This window comes from Pseudolabrys taiwanensis, assembly GCF_003367395.1.
GTDB lineage: Bacteria > Pseudomonadota > Alphaproteobacteria > Rhizobiales > Xanthobacteraceae > Pseudolabrys > Pseudolabrys taiwanensis.
In genome coordinates this window covers 3,076,372-3,097,785 of sequence record NZ_CP031417.1, presented here as the reverse complement: position 1 = coordinate 3,097,785, position 21,414 = coordinate 3,076,372, and the positions used below count along the sequence as shown (strand labels likewise).

General features: G+C 65.8%; 16 protein-coding genes. 11 read left to right on the top strand and 5 right to left on the bottom strand.

Annotated elements, in window-relative coordinates; all coding sequences use genetic code 11:
- Position 1 precedes the first annotated feature (1 nt).
- Positions 2–922, top strand: a complete 921-nt coding sequence (locus tag DW352_RS14810; RefSeq protein WP_115692058.1) for a DMT family transporter — start codon at positions 2–4, stop codon at positions 920–922.
- On the opposite strand, the gene DW352_RS14805 is transcribed toward DW352_RS14810, so the two are convergent.
- The 3 genes from DW352_RS14805 to DW352_RS14795 all read right to left on the bottom strand — a co-directional run bounded on the left by DW352_RS14805 (position 909) and on the right by DW352_RS14795 (position 6,197).
- Entirely contained in the window at positions 909–1,679 is a 771-nt protein-coding gene (locus tag DW352_RS14805; RefSeq protein WP_115692057.1) for a TIGR02186 family protein, read from the bottom strand. The genes DW352_RS14810 and DW352_RS14805 overlap by 14 nt on opposite strands.
- The gene (locus DW352_RS14800) at positions 1,679–2,602 is read right to left on the bottom strand and encodes a sulfite exporter TauE/SafE family protein (protein WP_245434124.1); all 924 of its coding nucleotides are present in this window, start codon (positions 2,600–2,602) and stop codon (positions 1,679–1,681) included. Before DW352_RS14800 ends, DW352_RS14805 begins: the two co-directional genes overlap by 1 nt.
- Before the next feature lie 178 nt (positions 2,603–2,780).
- The gene (locus DW352_RS14795) at positions 2,781–6,197 is read right to left on the bottom strand and encodes a tetratricopeptide repeat protein (protein ID WP_162826979.1); all 3,417 of its coding nucleotides are present in this window, start codon (positions 6,195–6,197) and stop codon (positions 2,781–2,783) included.
- Between the two features lie 382 nt (positions 6,198–6,579).
- Here DW352_RS14795 and DW352_RS14780 point away from each other — a divergent pair, with 382 nt between their 5' ends.
- Entirely contained in the window at positions 6,580–8,355 is a 1,776-nt protein-coding gene (locus DW352_RS14780; protein ID WP_115692054.1) for an acyl-CoA dehydrogenase C-terminal domain-containing protein, read from the top strand.
- Positions 8,356–8,544: 189 nt separating this feature from the next.
- On the opposite strand, the gene DW352_RS14775 is transcribed toward DW352_RS14780, so the two are convergent.
- Entirely contained in the window at positions 8,545–9,531 is a 987-nt protein-coding gene (locus tag DW352_RS14775) for an aldo/keto reductase (protein WP_115692053.1), read from the bottom strand.
- Positions 9,532–9,792: 261 nt separating this feature from the next.
- Here DW352_RS14775 and DW352_RS14770 point away from each other — a divergent pair, with 261 nt between their 5' ends.
- Complete coding sequence (locus DW352_RS14770; protein WP_115692052.1) at positions 9,793–10,638, top strand: hypothetical protein; 846 nt, start codon at positions 9,793–9,795, stop codon at positions 10,636–10,638.
- Between the two features lie 117 nt (positions 10,639–10,755).
- Positions 10,756–11,532 carry a DUF2189 domain-containing protein gene (locus DW352_RS14765; RefSeq protein ID WP_115692051.1) on the top strand — a complete coding sequence of 259 codons (777 nt, stop codon included), beginning with the start codon at positions 10,756–10,758 and terminating at the stop codon, positions 11,530–11,532.
- Here the strand turns inward: DW352_RS14765 and DW352_RS14760 are convergent, their stop codons facing one another.
- Positions 11,533–11,973, bottom strand: coding sequence for a PAS domain-containing protein (locus DW352_RS14760; protein WP_162826978.1), 441 nt, complete (start codon positions 11,971–11,973; stop codon positions 11,533–11,535).
- Between the two features lie 315 nt (positions 11,974–12,288).
- Between DW352_RS14760 and DW352_RS14755 the strand changes: the two genes are divergently transcribed.
- The 7 genes from DW352_RS14755 to DW352_RS14725 all read left to right on the top strand — a co-directional run bounded on the left by DW352_RS14755 (position 12,289) and on the right by DW352_RS14725 (position 21,339).
- Positions 12,289–13,458: an ABC transporter substrate-binding protein gene (locus DW352_RS14755; RefSeq protein ID WP_115692049.1), complete on the top strand. Its 1,170-nt coding sequence runs from the start codon at positions 12,289–12,291 to the stop codon at positions 13,456–13,458.
- Between the two features lie 156 nt (positions 13,459–13,614).
- Positions 13,615–14,370 carry a substrate-binding periplasmic protein gene (locus DW352_RS14750; RefSeq protein WP_162826977.1) on the top strand — a complete coding sequence of 252 codons (756 nt, stop codon included), beginning with the start codon at positions 13,615–13,617 and terminating at the stop codon, positions 14,368–14,370.
- Positions 14,371–14,501: 131 nt separating this feature from the next.
- Positions 14,502–15,659, top strand: a complete 1,158-nt coding sequence (locus tag DW352_RS14745; protein WP_115692047.1) for an acyl-CoA dehydrogenase family protein — start codon at positions 14,502–14,504, stop codon at positions 15,657–15,659.
- Between the two features lie 127 nt (positions 15,660–15,786).
- Positions 15,787–16,995, top strand: coding sequence for an acetyl-CoA C-acetyltransferase (locus DW352_RS14740; RefSeq protein ID WP_115692046.1), 1,209 nt, complete (start codon positions 15,787–15,789; stop codon positions 16,993–16,995).
- A gap of 138 nt (positions 16,996–17,133) precedes the next feature.
- Positions 17,134–17,595 carry a cupin domain-containing protein gene (locus tag DW352_RS14735; protein WP_115692045.1) on the top strand — a complete coding sequence of 154 codons (462 nt, stop codon included), beginning with the start codon at positions 17,134–17,136 and terminating at the stop codon, positions 17,593–17,595.
- 141 nt (positions 17,596–17,736) lie between these two features.
- Positions 17,737–19,953, top strand: a complete 2,217-nt coding sequence (locus DW352_RS14730; RefSeq protein ID WP_115692044.1) for a 3-hydroxyacyl-CoA dehydrogenase NAD-binding domain-containing protein — start codon at positions 17,737–17,739, stop codon at positions 19,951–19,953.
- 285 nt (positions 19,954–20,238) lie between these two features.
- Entirely contained in the window at positions 20,239–21,339 is a 1,101-nt protein-coding gene (locus tag DW352_RS14725; protein WP_115692043.1) for an FUSC family protein, read from the top strand.
- The last annotated feature ends 75 nt before the right edge of the window (positions 21,340–21,414 follow it).

Sequence of the window (21,414 nt, the reverse complement as noted above, 5' to 3'; positions counted from 1 at the left end):
CATGCGCCCAGTCGCCCTCTCGCCCTCGGTTCCATCCGCGGTCTCGCCCGGTATCCCGCTGCCGCTCATGGTCGGCATCTTCTGCGTGCTCTGGAGCTCCGCTTTCGGTGCCGCCAAGATCGCCATCGCCGACTGCCCGCCGCTCTTGTTGCTCGGCACGCGTTTTCTGATGGCGGGTGTCCTCATGTTGGGAGCGGCCAAGCTGCAGGGCGCGCGCTGGACGCTCGGCCGCCGCGACGTCGTCCTGTTCGCCGTGCTCGGCATCGCCAACCAGGCGATTTACCTCGGCCTCGGTTACCTCGGCCTGCGCGAGGTCTCCTCCGGCCTGTCGGTGATCATCGTCAGCACGGCGCCGATCGCGACTGCGGTGTTCGCCTATCTGGCGCTGGGCGAGCGCATGACCTGGGGCAAGAGCCTCGGCCTGCTGCTCGGTATCGGCGGCGTCGCCTACATCGTCGAAAGTCGGCTTTCGATGGGCGGCGGGGATCATCTGCGCGGCATTCTGCTGTCGGTCGCGGCGATGCTGTCGCTCGTCGCCGGCACGATCCTGTTCAAGCGCTTCGCGCCGAAGGATGGGCTCTGGCTCGGCAACGGCGTTCAAAGTCTCGCCGCCGGCATCGCCACGATGCCTTTCGCGCTGAGCTTCGAGAGCGTCGGCGATGTCGTCGTGACGTGGCGATTGGTCGTGGCCTTCGCCTATCTCGTCTTCATCGTGTCGGTCTTCGCTTATTTGCTCTGGTTCCGGATCCTCGCAGTGTCCGGCGCGACGGCGGCCAGTTCCTATTACTTCCTGATGCCGCCGCTCGGCATGCTGTTCGGCTGGCTGCTGCTGGGGGAACAGGTCGCCTTCGCGGACATGCTCGGCATCGTGCCGGTGGTGTTCGGCATCTATCTGGTGACGCGGCCGGTCAGTCGCGCCTGAACACCACGCTGGCGAACCAGCCAGTGAGCAACGCCATCATCGCGGTGGCAAGGCCGTAGAGCAGTCCATGGTCGCGCGCCGACTCCGCGACAAACTGTTCGAAGCCGGCCTTGATCACTTCCAACGCCGAGCTGGTGCGCGCCACCATCTCACCGTCCGCGAACAGTTTGACGTCGATCGGGTAACTGCCGGTCGGGGCATTGGATGGCAGCGGGATGGTGGCGCGGAATACGGTCGGGGTCAGGAAGGTCACTGCCGTGCCGGATTGCCGGTAAAGCCCGTATTGCGTCTGCAGGCGTACGAAGGCGGTGCGGAACGGATCGTTGGGCACCGTATCGGCGACATCCGGTCCGATGCGCTGCGGCAGGAGAAAGTTATCGATGCCGACTTGCAGCCGGCGCAGCGTCTCGGCATTCGCGACGGTATTGACCGGCTGGTTGCTCAGCACGGCCAGATAAGCCGGTACGCTCACGAACTCGCGCGTGTCGGTGTTGACCCAGATGCCAAGCACGCGCTCTTTGCGGCGTGTGCGTAATGTCTGCTTGGGACCCGTCACGGTTACGACGAGATCGTATGCGGAGCGCAAGGCTGCGCGCGGCCGGTCGGGCTCGATGGTGCCGAACAGCACCAGCTCCTCGCCGGTAAAGCTCGAGGTCACAGCGACACGGTGGTTGGAGAGCGAGACCACGAGCTTTTCGGCCGCGGCGGGGGCTGCGCCGGCGACAAGCAAGACGAGCGTGAATGCGAGCCGGCGCATCACTCGCTCCTCACATGGCGCAGCGAATAGAGATCCTCCGGCTTGACGACCAGCTCGAACGCGAAGCGCAGGCCGACCGCGAACACTAGAAGGCCGAGCAGGAGCCGCAGGCGTTCGCCGCGCATGCGCTGGCCGGTGCGGACGCCGAATTGCGCGCCGATCACGCCGCCGACCATCAGGATCAGCGCCAGCAGCGCATCCACCAGATGATTGGTGACGGCGTGCATCACCGTTGCCGAAGCCATGGTGATTAGCGTCAGGACCATGGAGGTGCCGATCACGGTCGCCGTCGGCACGCGCAGGAAATAGATGAGCATCGGTACGAGCAAAAAGCCGCCACCGATGCCGAGAATGGCGCCGACGAAGCCGATCGAGAAGCCGATCGCCCAGACCGGAATGGCCGACACGTAGATCTTCGAGCGCTTGAAGCGCATCTTCAACGGCAGGCCATGCACCCAGCTATGGCTGCCGGGCCGGCGCAGGGTGGCCGGCATGCCTTTGCGGGCCCGCAACTCGGCGCGCACGCTTTCCCAAATCATCATGCCGCCGACCGACGTCAGCAGCGTCACGTAGGAGAGGCCGATCACCAGGTCGAGCTGGTCCATGGTCCGCAGCACGGTGAACAGCCACACGCCCGTCGCCGTGCCGAGAATGCCGGCGGCCAGCAGCATCATCGCCAGCGCGACGTCGATGGCGCGCTTGCGCCAATAGGTGATCGCTCCGGTGAATGACGAAGCCGAGATGTGGCTCGCGACGCTGGCGACGGCCACGGCGGGTGAGATGCCGATGAAGATCAGCAGCGGCGTCATGAGGAAGCCGCCGCCGATGCCGAACATGCCGGAAATGAAACCGACCGCCAGCCCCATCCCCAGCACCAGGAAGATGTTCACGGGCATGTCGGCGATCGGGAGATAGATCTGCACGCGTCGTGTCCGGTTTTTTAAGGTCGGCCGGTACTGGAAAAAGGCTAACGCCGCGAGGCCGGAAACAAGGCGTGCGACGCCGCCACCTTCCGGTCTCGCGCAAACTCAACTCGAATTTCGTCGATCTTAGCGGGGAATGCTTTAGCGATCACGAACTCAAACGAGCGACCGCACTTGTTCACCGTTTTCCGACCGTGAGGGCGCCGAGCGACATCGGCGTGGCCGAGCGCATTTTGCCCTGTGTCGGCGCGGCGCTGCCGTTGTCCCAGCCGCCGGCCGGTTCAGGCACGTTGACCGCATCGTTGGGTTGCTTTTCCGGCACGAAGGCCGCGACCGCCTGTTGCGCGGCGGAGAGCGCGGCGGGCGCGAGTTGCCCCGCGACTTCATCGCGCTTGCGAGTGGCTTCCTTGTCGCCCTGCGCGGCGGCGAGGGCGAACCACTTGTAGGAGTCGGTGAGGCTCTTGGGCGTGCCAAGGCCACGCGCCGCCAGCACACCGAGATTGTACTGGCTGTCGGGCACGCCGTGCTGCGCCGCCTTGGTGAACCACTGCGCCGCGGCGGCGTAATCGGGCTTGCCGTCGACCCCTTCGGCATAAAGCACCGCGAGGTTATGCATCGCCTTCGCGTTGCCCTTGGCCGCGGCTGCAAGATAGAGCTTGCGGGCCTGGGTGAGGTCCTTCTTCACGCCCTGGCCCTTCTCCAGCAGGCTTGCGTAGCGGAATTGCGCTGGCGCAAGGCCCTTGGCCGCGGCGCGCTCGTACCAGCGCGCGGCGTCGTCGAGGCTCGCCGGCACGCCACGGCCTTCGGCATAGCGGGTCGCAACCTCGTAGGCGGCAGCGCCACTGCCGGCGAGCGCGGCCTCGCGGAGCTTCGTTCCGCCGATCGCGATCGGCAGACGGTCATTGTAGACGCCGGCGCTCGTCTCCTGCTGCCGCGCCGTCGGCAGCGGCTTCGCCGGTTTCGGGATCGAGCCGGTGATGTCATTGGCCGCCGGCGGGTTCATCGCCGGCGGGGCAAGCAGCGACGGCATGTTCTGATTGAAATTGAGCGGGGCGGGCACAAGCGACGGTGCGCTTGGCGCAGCTGGCGCAGTCGGCGCTATCGGTGCAGCAGCGCGGTCGGACGGCGTAGCGCGGTCGGCCGGTGTCGCGAGCGGATTGGCCGCCGGCCCGTCCGCCACGGCATCGTCATCGGCCGCGTCGAGCGCGTCGGCCTTGGCGGCGTCCGCGTCCGAGCTCTTGATGCTCTTGGTCGTCAGCGGCAGCGGCCGGTGCACCATGTTGCCCATGATCTGCACGGCGCCGACGACGCCCGCGACGATGCTCGCGGCGACGATCAGCGACTTCACGCGCTTGATCAGACCGGCGCGCGACTTCGGCGACGCGTCGTCCGGCTGCTCGGCGCCCTGACGCGGCAGATGAGATGCCGCCTCATCCACGGCCGCACGCGCGGCGCGGCGTGCCGCGGCAATGAAGTTCGACTTGCTGTCCGCGGGCGCCGCCGCCGTGGGCCGCGCCGGCCCCAGCGCCGCTTCTGACATGGCAATGCGCGCGCCGGGCCGCACGCGCGGCGGGCCGGAACCCGGCTCGAGCGGCTGATCGGGCGGCAGATCGGGATTGATGGGCCCATGGCCCGCCGGCGGCATGCGGCGCTGTGCCGGATGCGGTCCGGCCGCCTGCGGCGCCGCGTGCGGCGGCGCTTGCGGCGCCATCATCGGCGGTGCCGGTGGCCGCGCAAATTGCATCGGCGGCTGCGGTTGCGGCGCGGGCGCCCGCTGTATGTCGAGCTGCGGGGCCGGCGGCATGTGCGGCACGGTCGGCGGCGCTTCCTCAACCATGCGCACGGCGACCTTGCCGGGCATCGGCTGCGTCAGTTCGAGCGTGTCGCTGTGGAAGGCCGGGCCGCTGCGCTTCTCGCCGCGGATGTCCTTCTCGATCATCGCCAGCCGGTCGACCACATGGCCGAGCGTGCCGTTCACCGCCTCCAGCACGTTCTGGGTGCGGGCGATATCCTGCTTCAGCGCGTCGACAGCAGGCCCGCCTTCGGCGCGCAGCGCCTCGGACTGCCTGTTGGTGCGCATATCCTCGATATGCACGAGCAGATCGGCCAGGCCGCGCTCGATCGTCTCGAGGTGGCCGAGCCGCGAATCGGACGCGTCCAGCCGCTCGACCAGCTTGACGATGCGGTCTTCGAGATGGTCGACCGCGACGTTGTCGCCGCGGCGCTGCTGGATCAGCTCGATCTTGTCGGTCAGCGACTGTACCAGCGCTTCGAGTCGCGGCGGGACGACATTGCCGTTCTGGGCGCGCTCGGCGAGCGCGCGGGCCAGCGCATCGATGCGGTGTTCGAGGTGATTGAGCGCGTCGCTGCCGGGGCCGGCCGCGGACAGATGCTCGACGCGTTCGCTCAAGGCATGGACCTGGGCCGCCAGTTCGCCCACCGCCTCGTTCGAGGCGACGTGCTGCGACATGTCCCGCAGCGTGGTGATGGCGTGCTCGAGCTGGTTCAGCGTCGCGGGGTCCTTCTGCGCGACGATGAGATCGATTTTGTGCGCGAGACCGTGCACCGCCTCGTTGAAGCCGACCAGGTTTTCGGCGGGCGTCAGGCCGCGCAAGGCATCGCGCACTTCCGCGAGCGCGCTTTCGACGCCGGCAAGGGCGCCGCCGTCGATGCCGTTGTGGCGGCCTTCGGCAATGCGCTGGTTCAGGCCCTGAATCTGCCGCTCGATGGTGTCGATGGCGCGGCGCGGCATGGCCTCGTTGAGCGCGCGGCCGATTTCGCCGAGCTCGCCACGCAGGGCGTTGATCGCCTCTTCCACGCCCGGCTTGCGCAGGGTCTCGATCTGGTCGGTGATGCGGCGGAGCTGATCTTCGAGGCCCGAGAGATCCTGCGTCGGCACCGGCTGCAGCACCATTGGCAGTGGCGGCTGCGGTTGCGGCCGGGGTTGCGGCTCGGCCGGCGGCGGCGCCGGCTGCCGAATCGCAGGCTGCGTTGCGGCGCCGTTGAGCGCACGCTGACGGGCGCTGATCTCGGCGATCGCGCGGTCGAGGGCCGGCGGCATCTGCACCGGCGGCATCGGCTGCGGCATCTGGATATGCTGCGGCGGGGTCATATGCTGCGGCGGCGGCATATGGTGCGCGGGCGGCGGCATGTGCGCCGGAGCGGGGGCCTGTTGCGGGACGTAGGGCGCCATGGCGGGCGCTATTGCCGGCGCCATCGGCGGCGCGACCTGCGGCAAGGTGCGCGCGGTCGTGACGAACTGGTCGATGCGGTGGTCGAGGCGCGAGATCAGCGCGGCGAGCTGGTCGTTATCCTCGCGCGATTCGCGCTGGCGCTTGGGCGCGTAGGCCTGCGGGCCCGTACGCGCGAAGTGATCGATCTTGCGGGTGAGCTCGTCGAGGCGCTGATGCACGCTCGTGAGGTCTTCGCCGTAGAAGTCTTCATCCTCGTCGGCGCCGGGCTGTGTGCCGTTCGTGGCGGCCTGCTGCAGGATGACCGAGTTCAGCCAATCGCCCAAAGACATACCGGACCGACGCGCTGCCTCGCGCGCGCTTTCGCGCGCTTCCGGTCGGATGCCTTTGACACTCCACGGCACGCCAAGCTTCATTCTCACACCCAGTTAGGTGGAGGCGTAAGGGCCAGGATCAGCCCTCGTGGAACCGGTGCTCGTTAACGGCAGGTGGATACAAGCTCGGTCCTTTCGTCCACTCGCCGACTTTTGACGTTTGCGGTAAACAACACGTTAATGCTGGACCGAAGTGTCGGATTTGACCGGCACTTTTCGCGGCACTGTGGCCGAAGCCGGGCTTAACGCCGCTGAAAGCCCCGGTCCGGCACTCTTGGCGGGCGCTGCCGGGGGTTGCGGCGTCCTTCGAACGGAAGCCGGCCGGTCGCAAATCGGTTGCAACCGTTCAATACGTAACGAGTTGTTAACGGCTCAGCGGCCGGCCTCAACGATGCCGGCGGGAAGAGGAAACATGCCGACCTACAAAGCGCCCGTCGACGACACCTTGTTTTTGCTGAACGACGTCTTCCACATCGATCGCTACAACAACCTGCCCGGATTTGCCGACGCCTCCCCGGACGTGGTCGAGGCCGTGTTGCGCGAAGCCGGCAAGTTCACCGAAGAGGTGCTCGCCCCGCTCAACCGTGTCGGCGACAAGGAAGGCTGCACGCGTCACCCGGATGGACGCGTCACGACGCCGACCGGCTTCAAGGATGCCTATCGTCAACTGCGCGACGGCGGCTGGATCGGCATGTCGGCGCCGGGCGAATACGGCGGCCAGGGGCTGCCGAGCACGCTGACGGTGATCGTCAACGAATATCTCGCTTCCGCCAATCTTGCTTTCTCGATGTATCCGGGCTTGGTGCAGGGTGCGGTCGCCGCGCTGGTTCAGCACGGCAACGACGAATTGAAACAGAAGTATCTGCCGCACCTCATCTCCGGCGAGTGGGCCGGCACGATGAATCTCACCGAACCGCATTGCGGCACCGATCTCGGTCTGTTGCGCACCAAGGCGGTGAAGCAGGGCAACGGCTCGTACAAGATCTCCGGCACCAAGATCTTCATCTCCGGCGGCGAACAGGATCTCACCGAAAACATCGTCCATCTCGTGCTCGCGCGCATTGAAGGCGCGCCCGAGGGCACCAAGGGCATTTCGCTGTTCGTCGTGCCGAAACTCCTGGACGGCGCACCGAACGGCGTGTCCTGCGGCTCGATCGAAGAGAAGATGGGCATTCACGGCAACTCGACCTGCGTCATGAATTATGACGGCGCGACCGGTTGGCTGGTCGGCGAAGAAAACCGCGGCCTCAACGCCATGTTCACGATGATGAACGAGGCGCGTTTGGGCGTCGGCCTGCAGGGCCTTGCGCTGTCGGAGGTCGCCTACCAGAACGCGGTCGTCTACGCGAAGGAGCGTTTGCAGGGCCGCGCGCTCACCGGCGCGAAAGCGCCCGACAAACCGGCCGACCCGATCATCGTGCATCCCGACGTCCGCCGCGTGCTGATGACCATGCGTGCCTTCAACGAGGCGGCCCGCGCGCTGGTGATCTGGACCGCGCTCAACGGCGACATCTCGCATCGCTCGCCCGACACCAAGCAGCGCGAATCGGCCGACGACGCCATGGGTCTGTTGACGCCGGTGGTGAAGGGTGTGCTCACGGACATGGGCTTTGCCAACACGGTGCTGGCGCAGCAGGTGTTCGGCGGTCATGGCTACATCGCCGAGCACGGCATGGAGCAGTTCGTGCGCGATGCGCGCATCGCCATGATCTACGAGGGCGCGAACGGCATCCAGGCGCTGGATCTCGTCGGCCGCAAGCTCGCGCGCAATGGCGGCCGCGCCATCATGGCCTTCTTCAACGAGGCGCAGGGCTATGTGAAGGACCGCGCCGCCAACGAGGCGATGGGCCCCTACGTCAAGCCGCTGGAGAAGTCGCTGGCGCATCTGCAGCAGGCGACCATGTGGTTCATGAACAACGCCATGGCCAAGCCCGATAATGCCGGCGCGGGTTCATACGACTACATGCACCTGTTCGGCCTGGTCGCGCTCGGTTACATGTGGTGCCGTATCGCCGAAGCGGCGCAGGCCAAGCTCGCCGCCAAGGAGGGCGATGCGCAGCAGTACAACACCAAGCTGGTGCTCGGCCGCTTCTTCATGGAGCGCATGCTGCCGGAAACCGCGACGCGGCTCTCGCGCATCGAAACCGGCGCGGCGAGCACGATGGAATTGCCGGCCGAGGCGTTTTGATCGTCGAGCGGAAACGAAGCGGATCTTCTTTGGCGCTTTAAGAGGGCCTCTTCGCCGGTCATGGCCGGGCTTGTCCCGGCCATCCACGCTTCTCTTTGTTGCGATCGTTGGAAACGTGGATGCCCGGCCCAAGGCCGGGCATGACGCGCTTCGAAGCCGGGACAAGCAGTACGGTGTCTGCGTCTCCGCTCAAATGTTCAACGTCTGCATGCCGGCCGCGGCGTAGCGTTCGCCGGCGGCGGCGCCCTTTGGAAAAGCCTTTTCCAGGCGTTCGAAGTCTGCCGCGCCGAGCCTGATGCCCGCGGCCGCCGCGTTCTCTTCCAGATAAGCGCGCCGCTTGGTGCCGGGTATCGGCACGACGTCATTGCCGCGCGACAGCACCCAGGCAAGCGCGATCTGGGAAGGCTTGCAGCCTCGCTCTTTGGCCAGCGCCTCGATCGTCCGCACCAGCTCGAGATTGCGTCCGAAGTTCTCGTCCGAGAAGCGTGGCGATACACGGCGGAAATCGTCGGTGGCAAGGCTCTCCGCCTTCTTGATGCCGCCGGTGAGAAAGCCGCGGCCGAGCGGCGCATAAGCGACAAAGCCGATGCCGAGTTCGCGCACCGCCGGCAGGATCTCGTCCTCGACGTCGCGGCTGAACAGCGAATATTCGGTCTGCAGCGCGGCGATCGGGTGCACCTTGTGCGCGCGCCGAATGGTTTGCGGCGCGGCCTCCGACAGGCCGAGGAAACGCACTTTGCCCGCCTTCACGAGGTCCGCCATGGCGCCGACGGTGTCCTCGATCGGCGTCTGCGGATCGACGCGGTGCTGGTAGTAAAGGTCGATGACATCGACGCCGAGCCGCTTCAGGCTGGCATCGCAGGCGCTCTTCACATAATCGGGCTTGCCGCTGATGCCGAGCCGTTCGCCGTTCGGCCCGCGTATGAAGCCGAACTTGGTCGCGATGACGACCTTGTCGCGCCTGCCCTTGACGGCACGGCCGACCAGTTCCTCGTTGCGGCCGACGCCGTATTGGTCGGCGGTGTCGAGAAAGGTCACGCCGAGTTCGATGGCGCGATGGATGGTGGCGACGGATTCGGTGTCGTCGCCGGGGCCGTAATATTCCGACATGCCCATGCAACCCAATCCAAGTGCCGATACGGTAAGGCCGCTGCGGCCAAGGCTGCGCTGTTCCATCGGTCTTCTCCTGAGCGGAATGCCGTCAGTATAACCGACTTCCCTCGTCTTCTCGATAGATCGCCACGGGAATCTTGCTGCAATGAAGCGCAAGAGGGAACAAACCCTCTCGCTTTCCGTTTCTCACGCGCGTGGCCGCGGCGGTACACGAAGAGGAGGGCAGGGATGAACGGGCTTATCTATCTGGTCGGTTTGATTGTCGTGATCATGGCCATTCTTTCGTTCCTCGGCTTGCGCTGAGAACGGGACGGGAGACACCCTATGGCCATGGAAACGCAGGTTGCGACCATCGCAACCGATCGAACGTCGAATGTTTCGTGGGGTGCCGTGATCGCCGGAGCGATCGCTGCATCCGCGCTTGCGTTTGTGCTGCATAGCTTTGCAGCGGCGCTCGGGCTGTCGCTATCGTCGACCGCGCCGACGTGGCGCGATACGTCCTTTGCCTTGGTGTTTCTGGCCGGGCTTTATCTGGTGCTGCTGGCGATCGTGTCCTATTCGTTCGGCGCTTACGTTACGGCGCGGCTGCAGACGCCGTTGGCGGGCGTCAGCAGCGATGCGGAATTTCGCGACGGCATGCATGGTCTCCTCGTGTGGGGGCTGGCAACGTTGCTCACGGGCATCATGGTGATCGCGGCGGCGCAAGCGGTGCCGCGTCTCGCCGCGCCCTCCGCAGGCGCAGCGTCGACCTCGGTCGCCGGCGAGAACATCATCGCTTTCGATCTCGACCGGCTGTTCCGCAGCGAGCGGCGTCCGCCTGGCAACATGGATTATCCGCGGGCCGAGGCCGCGCGCATCCTGCTCACGGCGCCCAGCCATCGCGGCATGCAAAGCGATGACCGCGCTTATCTCGTGCGGCTGACCGCGGCCATGACCGGTCTCGCGCCGGCCGATGCCGAGCGCCGCGTCGACACTGTCATTGCCAGCGCGCAGGAGAATCTCAATCGCGCCCGGCGCAGCGGTATCGTGCTCGGGTTCATGGCCGGGGCTGCCGCGCTGATCGGAGCGGTTTGCGCCTGGTATGCGGCCTGCGCGGCCGGCCGGCATCGCGACGGTCGCGAGGCCCTGAGTCCGCTGTGGGATTGGGGCCGCCCGGCCGTCCGGCCTTAGCGGTCGAGCCGATTCGATGCAGAAGCGCCGCGCTTTGCGCGGCGCTTTCGTTTTGACGAAGAGCAAAGCGCTGGCGCAGAGTTTCGCCCAACAATGAAAAAAAGTGGGGTGGAAACGATGTCTGTCATTTCGGGGAAGGTCGATCCCGTCGTGCGCCCGATCGCCGCGGCCGACGTGATCGATGCGCTCGGCAAGGGCCTGCGCGATTTTCAGGCCATGCCGCTTTACGGTCTCGCCGTCGGCGCGCTGTACGCGGCCGGAGGCAATCTCATCGTGCTGTCGGTCACCGCGCTCGGCATGACCTATCTCGCTTACCCGCTGGCGGCGGGCTTTGCGCTGATCGGGCCGTTCGCCGCCATCGCGCTCTACGAGGTGAGCCGGCGCCGCGAAAGGGGCGAAGCGCCGTCGGCGCGCGACATCTGGCGCGCGATCCGCACGCGCGGCGAACTCGGCTGGATGGCCTTCGTGACGCTCTTCATCTTCATCATGTGGATGTATCAGGTGCGCTTCCTGATGGCGCTGTTCCTCGGCCTCCATGCCTCGTTCAGCGACATCCACGGGTTCATCGGCGCCGTGCTCACGACCAACGAGGGGCTGGCGTTCCTCGTCGTCGGCAATGTCGAGGGCGCCGTCCTGTCGCTGATCCTGTTCTCGTTGACCGTGGTGTCGTTTCCATTGCTGCTCGACCGCGACGTCGACTTCGTCACCGCGATGATCACCAGCGTGCGCGCGGTGGTGATGAGCCCCTTGCCCATGATCGGCTGGGCGCTGGTGATCGTGGTCGTGCTGATCGTGTCGGTGCTGCCGTTCTTCGTCGGCCTGCTGGTGACGCTGCCGGTGCTCGGCCACGCCACTTGGCATCTCTATCGGCGCGTCGTCGCGCCGGCGCCATAGCTAGGCCGCCGCCATCTCGATCTTCGCCGCCAGCTCCAGTACGGGCGGCGCGGTTTGTACGTGCATGATGTTGTCGCCGTCGAACGCGCCGTCGAGACAGACGAACTCGGAGGACACCAGCACGCGATCGACGCGGAGCCCGTCGCCGGAGAACGGCAGCAGCAGCCGTTCGTACTGGACGACGCGGCCGTCGCGGTCCCTGATGGTGTGGATCGTGTAAATCGGACAGCCGTCCCTGGCCGCTCGCGTGAAAGGCGGCAGGCCGTCGGGGCGCATAAGCGCCGGCATGACCTCGTCGAGGTGCTTTCCGCGGTGGTCGGGGGAGCCGTAGGCCTTGTCGATGATGCTGCCGTTGAACCGAATCTGAAACCGGGGGGCCTCCCCGTCGCCGGTCACGGTCAGCATGCTCAGATTGGCCGAGCGGTCGGACAGCTTTTCCACCACGACGCCTTGCCACCGCGGTACGGGATGTGGACCGCGGTGAGCCTGCCAAAACTTCAAAAGCCAGCGCTGATTGACTGCCCGGACGACGTCCGGGCGCCCAATCGAGAATTCCATCCGTCGCAGCCCCGCCCGATCTGCCCATCGTAAAGGTGAGTCGGTTTGGGGAGGTGGTATTGGGCTATCGTCGTGCCGGCGCGGTCCCGTCCGGGTTTGGAGGGCCGAACGTCGCCACGTGATCGTGACGCTGTGCGGGATTGCCGCTAACCTGCCGGGTATGCCGTCGCGCAAAGAAACGGCTTCAGGGAGGAGTTGATGATCACGTTCACACGACAATCCGTGCTTGTCCTGGCCGCGGCATTGCTCACGGCGAGCGCGGCCAGCGCCCAACAGACCGTCAAGGTCGGCCTGATCATGGCCTATTCCGGCCAGTTCGCCGACACCGCGGCGCAGATGGACAATGCCATCAAGCTCTATGTGAAGCAGCACGGCGACACCGTCGCCGGCAAGAAGATCGAGTTCGTCCGCAAGGACACCGGCGGCCCCAACCCGGACGTCGCCAAGCGCCTGGCGCAGGAACTCGTCGTGCGTGACAAGGTCGACATCCTGGCCGGCTTCACGCTGACGCCGGAGGCCTTCGGCGCGGGCGACGTGTCGGCGGAGGGCAAGAAGTTCATGGTGGTCATGAACGCCGCAACCTCGGCGATCACCACCAAGTCGCCCTACATCGCGCGCACCTCGCTGACCATTCCGCAGCTCGAGCATCCGTTCGGGCAGTGGGCGTTCAAGAATGGCCTGAAGAAGATCTACACCATGGTCTCGGACTACGGCCCCGGCATCGATGCCGAGACCTGGTTCGTGAAGGGCTTCAAGGACGCGGGCGGCGAGATCGTCGGCTCCGTGCGCATGCCGGTCGCCAATCCCGACTTCTCCGCCTTCGTGCAGCGTGCCAAGGACATCAACCCCGACGCCATCTTCATCTTTATCCCGGGCGGCGCGCAGCCGATCGCCATCACCAAGGCGATGCAGGAGCGCGGCTTCCCGGGCAACAAGATCCTCGGCCAGGGCGAGATCACCATGGACGACAACGCGCTCAAGAGCATGGGCGATGCGGCCGTGGGCATCCGCACCGTGTTTCACTATGGCTGGGAACACAAGTCGAAGATGAACCAGGACTTCGTGAAGGCCTATAACGCCGAGTTCAAGCGCAACCCCGATGTGTTCTCCATCGGCGGCTGGGACGGCATGCATCTGATCTACGAGGCGCTGAAGAAGACCGGCGGCAAGGCCGATGGCGACAGTCTCATCGCCGCGGCCAAGGGCATGAAGTGGGAGAGCCCGCGCGGGCCGATCTCCATCGATCCCGAAACGCGTGACATCGTGCAGACGGTCTATATCCGCCGCGTCGAGAAGGTCGGCGGCACGAACCAGAACGTCGAGTTCGACAAGATCGACGCGGTGAAGGACCCCGCGAAGGCGAAATAGCAGCTTTGCCCTCAATGCACCGGCCTCCCCCGTGGGGAGGCCGGCTCGCGCCGTCGCGGCACGCGCGGATGCGCGCCAACGCGGGCTCGCGCGACGCGCCATAGTGGCCGGCATGTGCCCTTGCTAACCTCGCACGGCAATTTGGGGGGGATGCAAGTGAAGCAAGCGATCAAACTTTTGGCTGTGGCCTTGTTGGCGGCACTTTCGTTCACGCGGAGCCCACTCGGTGCGGCATCTGTTGCGGCCGCGGAGACCGTCCGCGTTGCGCACGATCAACGGTTTCCGCCTTTCGCCGAAGTGGTGGACGGCCACTCGGCGGGTCTTGCCGTCGACGTTCTCAAAGCGGCGGCTACGCAGGCAGGGCTTGAACTCGTTCTCGTGCCGGTGCCCTTCGTCGAGGTGCAGAAGACGCTCGAGGACGGCCGCGCCGATGCGATCTTCCCGCTGGCGATCAATCCGGAGCGTGTGAAGCTGTTCGACTTCTCGGCGCCGCTCGTCGTGACGGGCGGGGCGCTGTTCGTTCGCTCCGGCGCGCCGACGCCCGATTTCGCCGCGCTCACCGGCAAGACAGTTACGACGCCGAAGACCGGACCGCTCGCCGAATACATCGCCAAGCGCTATCCGGATGTGAAGCTTCTTGTCACCGCCAACTACGACGAGAGCCTCAATCAGCTCGTGAGCGGTCAGGCGGATGCAGCGGCCCTGAATTTCCAGGCCGGCGCGCGCATCGCCCGCATGGTGGTGCCCGGCAAGGTGACCGAGCCGAAGACGTTGTTTTGGGAGTTGCCGTTGGCCGTGGCCGTGCCGAAGGGCAGGCGCGCCGATCTGGTCGACAAGCTGAATGGCGGCATCGCCGCGATCCGCGCCGACGGCACCTGGCAGAAGATCAACGACGCATATCTCGCGCAATGACGCCGGCCGGGGAGGGGCGGGCGGAATCGCGTTTTTCGCCCCCTTAAGGAGGAGTAGGAGGGCCTCGCGCTCGCGGTCCGCGCCCTCTATTGTGAGCGGACCTTCCTGAGTCTCCTGGACCCGCCGGACCCATGGACGTTCTCAATCTGCCTCGTCCCGATTGGATGACCGAAGATCTCGTGCTGCTGGAAGAGCAGGCGCGGCGCTTCATCGACGACGAATTCGCCCCGCATGTCGACCGCTGGCACGAGCAGGGCATGTACGAGCGCGAGGTTTGGACCAAGGCCGGGCAGGCGGGTCTCCTCTGTGCTTCGATGCCGGAGGAATACGGCGGCGCCGGCGGCACCTTCGCGCACGAGGCCATCATCAATCGCGCGTATTCGCTGGCCGGCTTCGATAGTTTCGGCGCGCCGCTGCATTCGGGCATCGTTGCGCCCTACATCCTGCACTACGGTACCGAGGAGCAGAAGCAGCGCTGGCTGCCCAAGCTGGCAACCGGCGAACTCGTCGGCGCCATTGCCATGACCGAGCCCGGCACCGGCTCCGACCTGCAGGGCGTGCGCACCAAGGCCGAGAAGTCCGGCAACGGCTATGTGCTGAGCGGCTCCAAGACCTTCATCACCAACGGCCAGCACGCCAACCTGGTCATCGTCGTCGCCAAGACCGATGCGAAAGCCGGGGCCAAGGGCGTGTCGCTGCTGGTGGTCGAGACCGATGACGCGCCCGGCTTCCGCCGCGGCCGCAAGCTCAAGAAGCTCGGCATGGATTCGGCCGACACGTCCGAATTATTTTTCGAGGACGTGCGGCTGCCGGCGGAAAACCTGCTCGGCACCGAGGAGGGGCAGGGCTTCTACCAGCTCATGCAGGAACTGCCGCAGGAGCGTCTGATCGTCGCGCTGCACGCGGTCGCGATGATGGAACGGGCGCTGGCGCTCACTGTCGACTACGTGAAGCAGCGCGCCGCCTTCGGTAAAAAGATCATCGAGTTCCAAAATACGCAGTTCGAACTGGCCGAGTGTAAAACCGATGTCACAATGGCCAAGGTATTCCTCGATCACTGCATCGGCCGCCACGTCAAAGGCGAACTCGACACCGTGACTGCCTCCATGGCCAAGTACCGGCTCACCGATATCCAGGCGCGGGTGATCGACCGTTGCCTGCAGCTGTTCGGCGGCTACGGGTTCATGGACGAATATCCTATCTCCCGCCTCTACCGCGATGCCCGGGTGCTGCGTATCTATGCGGGAACGAACGAGATCATGAAGCTATTGATCGCGAGAAGTTTGTAAGTTTCCGTCGTCCCGGGCGAGCGCATAGCGCGAGACCCGGGACCCATACTCCGCAGCGTCTCGATAGGCTGCGGCGTATGGGTCTCCGCCTTCGCGGGGACGACAGCGGAGAAAACACGGAGGCTCCATGCCCGACGCATTCATTTTCGACCACGTCCGCTCGCCCCGCGGCCGCGGCAAGCAAGACGGCTCGCTGCACGAGGTGACGGCGCTCAACCTCGCCGCGCAGACGCTCGCCGCCGTGCGCGATCGCAACAATCTCGACACCAAGCTGGTCGACGACGTGGTGTTGGGCTGCGTCGATCCGGTCGGTGAGGCCGGCGGCGACATCGCCCGTGCCTCGGCGCTGGTGGCCGGCTTCGGCAACCATGTGCCGGGCGTGCAGATCAACCGCTTCTGCGCCTCCGGTCTCGACGCGGTGAATTTCGCCGCGGCCGAGGTGATGTCCGGCCAGCACGACATGACCATCGGCGGCGGCGTCGAGTCCATGAGCCGCGTCGGCATCGGCGCCTCGGGCGGCGCTTGGCCGGTCGATCCGACCATCGCGGTCGAGCACTATTTCATGCCGCAGGGCATCTCCGCCGATCTGATCGCAACGAAATACGGATTCTCGCGCGACGAGGTCGACGCTTACGCGGTGGAGAGCCAGAAGCGCGCGGCGAAAGCCTGGGAAGAAGGCCGCTTCAAGAACTCGGTGCTGACGATCAAGGACGTCAACGGCCTGACCATTCTCGACAAGGACGAGCACATGCGGCCGACCACGACGATGCAGTCGCTCGCCGCGCTGCAGCCGTCGTTCGTGCAGATGGGCGAGATGGGCGGCTTCGATGCCGTCGCCATCCAGGCCTATCCGGAAGTCGAGGCGATCAATCACGTGCACCACGCCGGCAACTCCTCCGGCATCGTCGACGGCGCCGCCGCGGTCTTGATCGGCAGCAAGGAAGCCGGCGCGCGCGCGGGCCTCAAGCCGCGCGCCCGCATCAAGGCCTTCGCCAATATCGGCTCGGAGCCGGCGATCATGCTCACCGGACCGGTCGAGGTGACCGAGAAGGTGCTCAAGAAAGCCGGCATGAATCTGTCCGACATCGATCTCATCGAGATCAACGAGGCTTTCGCGTCCGTCGTGCTGCGCTTCATGCAGGCCTTCGACATCGACAACACGAAGCTCAACGTCAACGGCGGCGCCATCGCCATGGGCCATCCGCTCGGCGCGACCGGCGCGATGATCCTCGGCACGGCGCTCGATGAACTCGAACGCACCGGCAAATCGACCGCGCTGATCACGCTCTGCATCGGCGCCGGCATGGGCACCGCGACCATCATCGAGCGGGTGTAATCACGATGCACCAGTTCTGCCTCATCCTGAGGAGCCCGAGCGAAGCGAGGGCGTCTCGAAGGATGGGCGGCCCCATGCTTTGAAACGGCGCTTCGCGCCTCCTCAGCATGAGGCCGAGAAAGGTTGAACGGAAAAGCGATGCCCAAGATCGACATCGACAAGGTGCCGGACGACGTCGCGACCGGGTATCCGGTCCAATTCCGCGACGTGATCGCGGGCCGGTCGCGCAAGCGGATCGGCAATGCGATCGGCCTCACGCAGTTCGGCGTCAACATCTGCACGCTTAAACCCGGTGCGCAGTCCTCGCAGCGCCATTGGCATCGTAACGAGGACGAGTTCGTCTATGTGCTCGACGGCGAGGTGGTGCTGATCGAGGACGGCGGCGAGACCGTTCTGAAGCAAGGTGACGCGGCCGGCTGGAAGGCCGGCGCGCCGGACGGCCACACCATCGTCAACCGCGGCGACCGTGACGCGCTCGTGCTCGAAGTCGGCACGCGCGATCCGGTCGGCGACACGGTCACTTATCCCGACATCGATATGCTGTTTGAACGCACCGCGACAACGCGTGTTTATACGCGCAAGTCCGGCGAGCCGTACTGAGTTTACCCGTCATCCTGAGGTGGCCGCGCAGCGGCCCTCGAAGGATGGCGGCCCCGACAATGCCGCGTCATCCTTCGAGGCTCGCGCTCCGCGCTCGCACCTCAGGATGACGCGACCAGGAGCAGAACAAAGGGCCAGACTATGACCGATTTCAAATTCGACATCGACGGCGACGGCATCGCGCTCATCACCTGGGACATGCCCGGGCGCTCGATGAATGTCATCACCATGGAGGTGATCGAAGAGCTCTCCGGTCTCGTCGACAAGGTGACGAACGACGCCGCGATCAAGGGCGCGGTCATCACCTCGGCCAAGGAGGCGTTCTGCGGCGGCGCCGACCTCACCATGCTCGAGCGCTTCGGCGCCTTGTTCGCCGATATCGCCAAGGCGAAGGGCGAGACGGCCGCCAACGCCATGGTCTATGAGGAAAGCCGCAAGCTGTCGCTGCTCTACCGGAAGCTCGAGACGTCGGGCAAACCGTGGGTGTGTGCGATCAACGGCACCTGCGTCGGCGGCGGCTTCGAACTGGCGCTCGCCTGCCATTATCGCGTCGCGTCGGAGAACCCGAAGACACGCATGGGCCTGCCGGAGATCAAGATCGGTCTGTTTCCGGGCGCCGGCGGCACGCAGCGCGTCGCGCGCATGATCGCGCCGGCCGATGCCTTGCAGTTCCTGCTCAAGGGCGACCAGCTCAAGACCGATCGCGCCAAGGCGATGAAGCTGATCGATGCCGTGGTGCCGGCCGATCAACTCGTCGCGGCCGCCAAGGAGTGGATCAGGGCCGGCGGCAAGGCGGTGAAGCCGTGGGACGAGAAGGGCTTCAAGCTGCCGGGCGGCCCGGTCTATTCCAAGGCCGGCATGATGACCTTCCCGCCGGCCAACGCCATCTACCGCCGCGAGACCTACGACAACTACCCGGCCGCGCGCGCCATCATGCAGGTCGTCTACGAAGGCCTGCAATTGCCGATGGACACGGCGCTGCGCGTCGAGTCGCGGTGGTTCGCGCATATCCTGCGCTCGAAGGAAGCGGCGGCGATGATCCGGTCGCTGTTCGTGTCGATGCAGGACCTCAACAAGGGCGCGCGCCGGCCGGCGGGCGTGCCGGCTTCGAACTTGAAGAAGCTCGGCATCGTCGGCGCCGGCTTCATGGGCGCGGGCATCGCGCAGGTGAGTGCCGCCGCCGGCCTCGACGTCGTGTTGATCGACCGCGACCAGGAGACGGCCGACAAGGGCAAAGCCGGCCTGCACAAGGCGCTCAGCGACCGGGTGATGAAGGGCCGCATGAAGGGCGCCGAGCGCGACGCCATTCTGGAGAAGATCACGCCGACGCCGGACTACAACGCGCTCAAGGACTGCGACCTCGTCATCGAGGCCGTGTTCGAGGATCGCAAGGTCAAGGCCGACGTGATCGCGAAGATCCAGGCGGTGATCCGCGACGACGCGGTGTTCGCCTCCAATACGTCGACACTGCCGATTTCGTCGCTCGCGTCCGAGTTCAAGGAGCCGGCGCGCTTCATCGGCATCCATTTCTTCTCGCCGGTGGCATTGATGATGCTGACCGAGATCATCATGGGCAAGGAGACCGGCGACAAGGCGCTGGCGGTCGCGCTCGATTACGTGCGCATGATCAAGAAGACGCCGATCGTGGTGAACGACAGCCGCGGCTTCTACGCCAACCGCTGCGTGCTCGCTTACATCCGCGAAGGCCATCTCATGCTGCTCGAGGGCGCCCCGCCGGCGCTGATCGAGAACTCCGCGCGCATGGCCGGCATGCCGGTCGGGCCGCTGTCGCTGAACGATGAAACCGGCGTCGACCTCGGGCTCAAGATCGTTCGCGCCACCGAGGCCGACCTCGGGCCCGAGGCGGTCGATCCGGGCATGAAGAAGCTGCTCGAAGACATGGTCGAGAAGCAGCAGCGCTTCGGCCGCAAGAACGGCAAGGGCTTCTACGACTACACGCCGGGCCAGCCGAAGAAACTGTGGCCGGGCCTGGCCGATCTCCTGCCGAAGAAGCTCACGCGCGAAGAAGTCGAGGCGATCGACGTCGAGGAACTCAAGCAGCGTTTCCTGGTGGTGCAGGCGGTGGAAGCCGCGCGTACCTTCGAGGAGAAGGTCGTCACCGACGTGCGCGAGGCCGATGTCGGCTCGATACTCGGCTTCGGTTTCGCGCCGTTCACCGGCGGCACCTTGTCTTACATCGACATGATGGGGACGAAGACGTTCGTCGCGCTGTGCCGCAAATTCGAGAAGAAATACGGCACACGCTTCACGCCGCCCAAGCTGCTGGTCGAGATGGCCGAAAAGGGCGAGACGTTCTACGGTCGCTTCGCCCCGGCGAAGAAGAAAGAGGCGGCGTGATGTCTGTCGTCCCGGCCGACCCCCGACTTGGTCGGGGGGAGGACCGGGACCCGCGCGCCGCAGCTTCTCGTTAGTCCGAGGCGTATGGGTCTCCGCTTTTGCGAGACTTCTGCGAAAGACTCTCCTCTGTCATTCCGGGGCGCGAGCACTTGCGAGCGAACCCGGAATCCAGCGGCGAATGCGGTCGATTCGGCTGGATTCCGGGTCCGCGCGTTTCACGCGCGTCCCGGAATGACGGATTTGCAGAGGTCTCGCTTTCGCGGGGACGACAGACGAGAGGCTGCCATGGATATCCGCGCCATCATCCTTCGCCAGCGGCCGCAGCTGTATCTGGCGCTCAGGATCGTGATCTCCGCCGTCGCGGCGCTCGCGCTCGCGCAGATGCTGAAGCAGCCGCTGCCGCTTTGGGCCGCCCTGACCGCCGTGATCGTCACGCAGCTGAGTGTCGGGCGATCGCTCAAGGCCACGGTCGACTACTTCATCGGCACCATCGGCGGCGCCATCTATGGCGGCGCGATCGGCATCTTTGTCCCGCATGCGAATGAATATGCGATGCTCGGCGCGGTCGCGCTGACGGTGGCGCCGCTCGCTTATATCGCGTCCATCAGGCCAAGCTTTTCGGCCGCGCCGATCACCGGCGTGCTCGTCCTCTTCATCCCGACAATTGCGCACATCAGTCCGCTGGCCTCGGCGGTCGACCGCGTGATCGAGGTCGGCGTCGGCGGCGCTGTCGGGCTCGCGGTCTCGCTTTTGATCTTCCCCGCAAGCGCGCACCGTCTTTTCGTGACGGCGGCCGCGCAGGTTCTCGCGCAGATCGCGCAGGCGCTCGACGAATCGCTCGGCAGCGCATCCGACGGTCTCGATACGGACGCGCATAACCGGCTCCAGGACGGTATCGCGCAAGCGGCCGCGCAATTGTCGGTCGTCGGCGCCGAAGCGGAGCACGAGCGCGCGGCACGTTTATCGGCTGGTCCCGGCACCGGACCGATGTTGCGCACCATCACGCGCTTGCGTCATGACCTTGTGATGCTGGGGAGGGCGGTCAACCAGCCGCTGCCCGCCGATATCGCAAAGCGGCTCCAGCGTCCCCTCACCGATGTGCGCACGGCCTTGGCGAGTTATCTGCACGGTTGCGGAAGCTCGCTGCTGGCGCGTCGCGGCCCGCCGTCGCTCAATGCCGTACTGTCGGCGCTCGAGTCCTATGACAGCGCCGTTAGCACGCTGCGGCGCGACGGGCTCACGCTCAATCTTTCGGGCCATGCCGCCGAGCAGTTCTTCGCCCTCGGATTCGCGCTCGAGCAGATGCGCGGCAATTTGAACGACCTCCACCGCTGCGTGTCCGAATGGGTCGAAGCGGACGCCGCCGTGGCGCGCGCAAAGTCCTGATCGGCGGCAGTTTCGTTGACCTGGATCAAACGCAGCGCCGTCCCGCCCTGAGAAAATCGCCGTGTTTCGCAAGGG